Raw genomic sequence first — 2,973 nt, forward strand, 5'->3', positions numbered from 1 at the left:
AAAGCCAACTTCCCATGGGCTGCTTCCGGCCGTGCGATTGCCAACGGTTGCGACAATGGTTTCACTAAGCTGATTTTTGATGCTGAAACCGGCCGCATCATCGGCGGCGGTATCGTTGGCCCTAACGGCGGCGATATGATCGGCGAAGTCTGCTTGGCCATCGAAATGGGCTGCGATGCAACCGACATCGGCAAAACCATCCACCCACACCCAACCTTGGGCGAATCCATCGGTATGGCTGCGGAAGTGGCATTGGGTGTATGTACCGACCTGCCGGCTCAGAAAAAGAAATAAGTTCACTCAAATAAAGTTTGAACGAACTTAATGGAACAAAGGCCGTCTGAATGTTTCAGACGGCCTTTTCTCAAATAAGGAGATTTAATATGAAAAAAATCGAAGCCATTATCAAACCTTTCAAACTCGACGATGTGCGCGAAGTCTTGACCGAAATCGGCATTACCGGCATGACCGTCAGCGAAGTCAAAGGCTTCGGCCGCCAAAAAGGCCATACGGAAATTTATCGCGGCGCAGAATACGCGGTTGATTTCCTGCCCAAAGTAAAAATCGAATTGGTATTGGCTGACGACAAAGTCGATCAGGCTGTTGATGCCATTTTGGAAACCGCACATTCCGGCAAAATCGGGGACGGCAAAATCTTCATTTATCCGGTTGAAGAAGCCATCCGTATCCGTACCGGCGAGCGTTCGGATGCTGCGCTTTAATAGAAATCACAAGATACAGAATACAAATCCGTCTGAAAAAAGCCATGACTTGTTTTAATGAGGGCTTATTTTTCAGACGGCATTATTGAATACCCCCCATTCTCTAAAGTCTATCCAAGTAACCCTATTACCGAAAACCTCACGCTATCAAGCATTGAGGAGTTCAAGGCAATGCTTCATCTGACCTTCGTGAACGACTTTACCGTATCAAATAACTCTTTTCAAAGTAATACTTACCCAATCAAAACCTCAACGCCCTCCTTTTAAAATCAAATCCCTCGTATTTTTTTCCTATTCTTATTGTTGTCTAACTTTTCAGACGACCCCTTTATCCAAACTCCGTTATAATGACGGCTTTAAAATTAATTTATCCAAAGACAGTCTTATCATGAAACACATCCACATTATCGGTATCGGCGGCACATTTATGGGCGGCGTAGCGGCTATTGCCAAAGAAGCAGGTTTTAAAGTCAGCGGTTGCGACGCCAAGATGTATCCGCCGATGAGCACCCAGCTCGAAGCCTTGAGCATAGACGTACACGAAGGCTTTGATGCCGCTCAATTGGACAAATTTAAAGCCGATATTTACGTTATCGGTAATGTTGCCAAACGCGGCATGGATGTGATTGAAGCCATTTTGAACAAAGGCCTGCCTTATACTTCCGGCCCGCAATGGCTGGCTGAAAACGTATTGCACCAGCACTGGGTACTCGGCGTAGCCGGCACACACGGCAAAACGACTACAGCCTCCATGCTGGCATGGGTTTTGGAATATGCCGGTCTTGCACCGGGCTTCCTCATCGGCGGCGTACCGGAAAACTTCAGCGTTTCCGCCCGTCTGCCGCAAACGCCGCGCCAAGACCCGAACAGCAAATCGCCGTTTTTCGTCATCGAAGCCGACGAATACGACACCGCCTTTTTCGACAAACGCTCCAAATTTGTACACTACCGTCCGCGTACCGCCATTTTGAACAATCTGGAATTCGACCACGCCGACATTTTTACCGATTTGGGCGCCATTCAAACCCAATTTCATCATTTGGTACGCACCGTGCCGTCTGAAGGCCTCATCGTTTGCAACGGACAACAACAAAGTTTGCAAGACACTTTGGATAAGGGCTGCTGGACGCCGGTGGAAAAATTCGGTACCGAACACGGCTGGCAAGTTGGCACTGTTCATGCCGACGGCTCGTTTGACGTATGCCATCATGGCGAAACGGTCGGACACGTCGCTTGGGAACTGATGGGCGAACACAACCGCATGAATGCGCTCGCCGTTATCGCTGCCGCACGTCATGCCGGCGTCGATATTCAGACGGCCTGCGAAGCCCTGAGCGCGTTTAAAAACGTCAAACGCCGCATGGAAATTAAAGGCACGGTAAACGGCATCACCGTTTACGACGACTTCGCCCACCACCCGACCGCCATCGAAACCACCATCGAAGGCCTGCGCCAACGTGTCGGTAATGCCCGCATCCTCGCCGTCCTCGAGCCGCGTTCCAACACCATGAAACTCGGCACCATGAAAGCCGCCCTGCCCGCAAGCCTCAAAGGTGCCGACCAAGTGTTCTGCTACGCCGGCGGTGTGGACTGGAACGTCGCCGAAGCCCTCGCGCCTTTAGGCGACAAGCTACACGTCGGCAAAGACTTCGATGCCTTTGTTGCCGAAATCGTGAAAAACGCCGAAGCCGGCGACCATATTTTGGTCATGAGTAACGGCGGTTTCGGCGGAATACACGGAAAGCTGCTGGAAACATTGAAATAAGGGTTTATTGAAAGTTTTGAATGATTGAGGCCGTCTGAAAACCGGAGCTTGGTTTTCAGACGGCCTTTTATCATGAACTAAGTAAAATCTGTACTTACAAAAAACGATTTGGCAATAATAAAATATCATTTATCTTCCATTTATCCGTACATACGCGCAAGACTATTATTCAATTAAGCATTGCCAACCTTCCCCAAAATCTGATAAATAATGCATACAACATCTAAGCCGTGCGCATATCATGAAACATAAAACTGCCAAGCCTATATTTCTCAGCGTTGTATTTTCCATCTTTCTGATGGCAACAGCTGTATTTTTTACCCGTAATCACGTATTTATTCCCGGTATGGACACTGACTCCCTACAACCCATTACCATACCAGACAAACCATCGCCGCAAATCGTACAATCTGCGCGAAACCAAATTGGTAAGACCCTTCATTACGACCCGGCTTACACTAAGCTCACCTATCCGATGGGCGATGT

Annotated in this window: 2 protein-coding genes and 2 pseudogenes; all 4 read left to right on the plus strand. The window is 48.7% G+C overall.

Features of this window, described 5'->3' with window-relative positions:
* Positions 1-294: pseudogene (locus tag Q1M25_RS09290) on the plus strand (dihydrolipoyl dehydrogenase); the annotation flags it as partial.
* An 89-nt stretch (positions 295-383) separates the two neighbouring features.
* Positions 384-722: a P-II family nitrogen regulator gene (locus Q1M25_RS09295; RefSeq protein WP_003746874.1), complete on the plus strand. Its 339-nt coding sequence runs from the start codon at positions 384-386 to the stop codon at positions 720-722.
* Between the two features lie 388 nt (positions 723-1,110).
* Positions 1,111-2,487, plus strand: coding sequence for a UDP-N-acetylmuramate:L-alanyl-gamma-D-glutamyl-meso-diaminopimelate ligase (gene mpl / locus Q1M25_RS09300; RefSeq protein ID WP_300484011.1), 1,377 nt, complete (start codon positions 1,111-1,113; stop codon positions 2,485-2,487).
* Positions 2,488-2,728: 241 nt separating this feature from the next.
* Positions 2,729-2,973, plus strand: a pseudogene (locus Q1M25_RS09305) (DUF1287 domain-containing protein); the annotation flags it as partial.

This window comes from uncultured Neisseria sp., from assembly GCF_951230505.1.
Classification (GTDB): Bacteria; Pseudomonadota; Gammaproteobacteria; order Burkholderiales; family Neisseriaceae; genus Neisseria.

Bases quoted from the DNA above. Each gene is read 5' to 3' on its own strand.
- mpl (WP_300484011.1), top strand. From the start codon at position 1,111: ATGAAACACATCCACATTATCGGTATCGGCGGCACATTTATGGGCGGC.
- Q1M25_RS09295 (WP_003746874.1), top strand. From the start codon at position 384: ATGAAAAAAATCGAAGCCATTATCAAACCTTTCAAACTCGACGATGTG.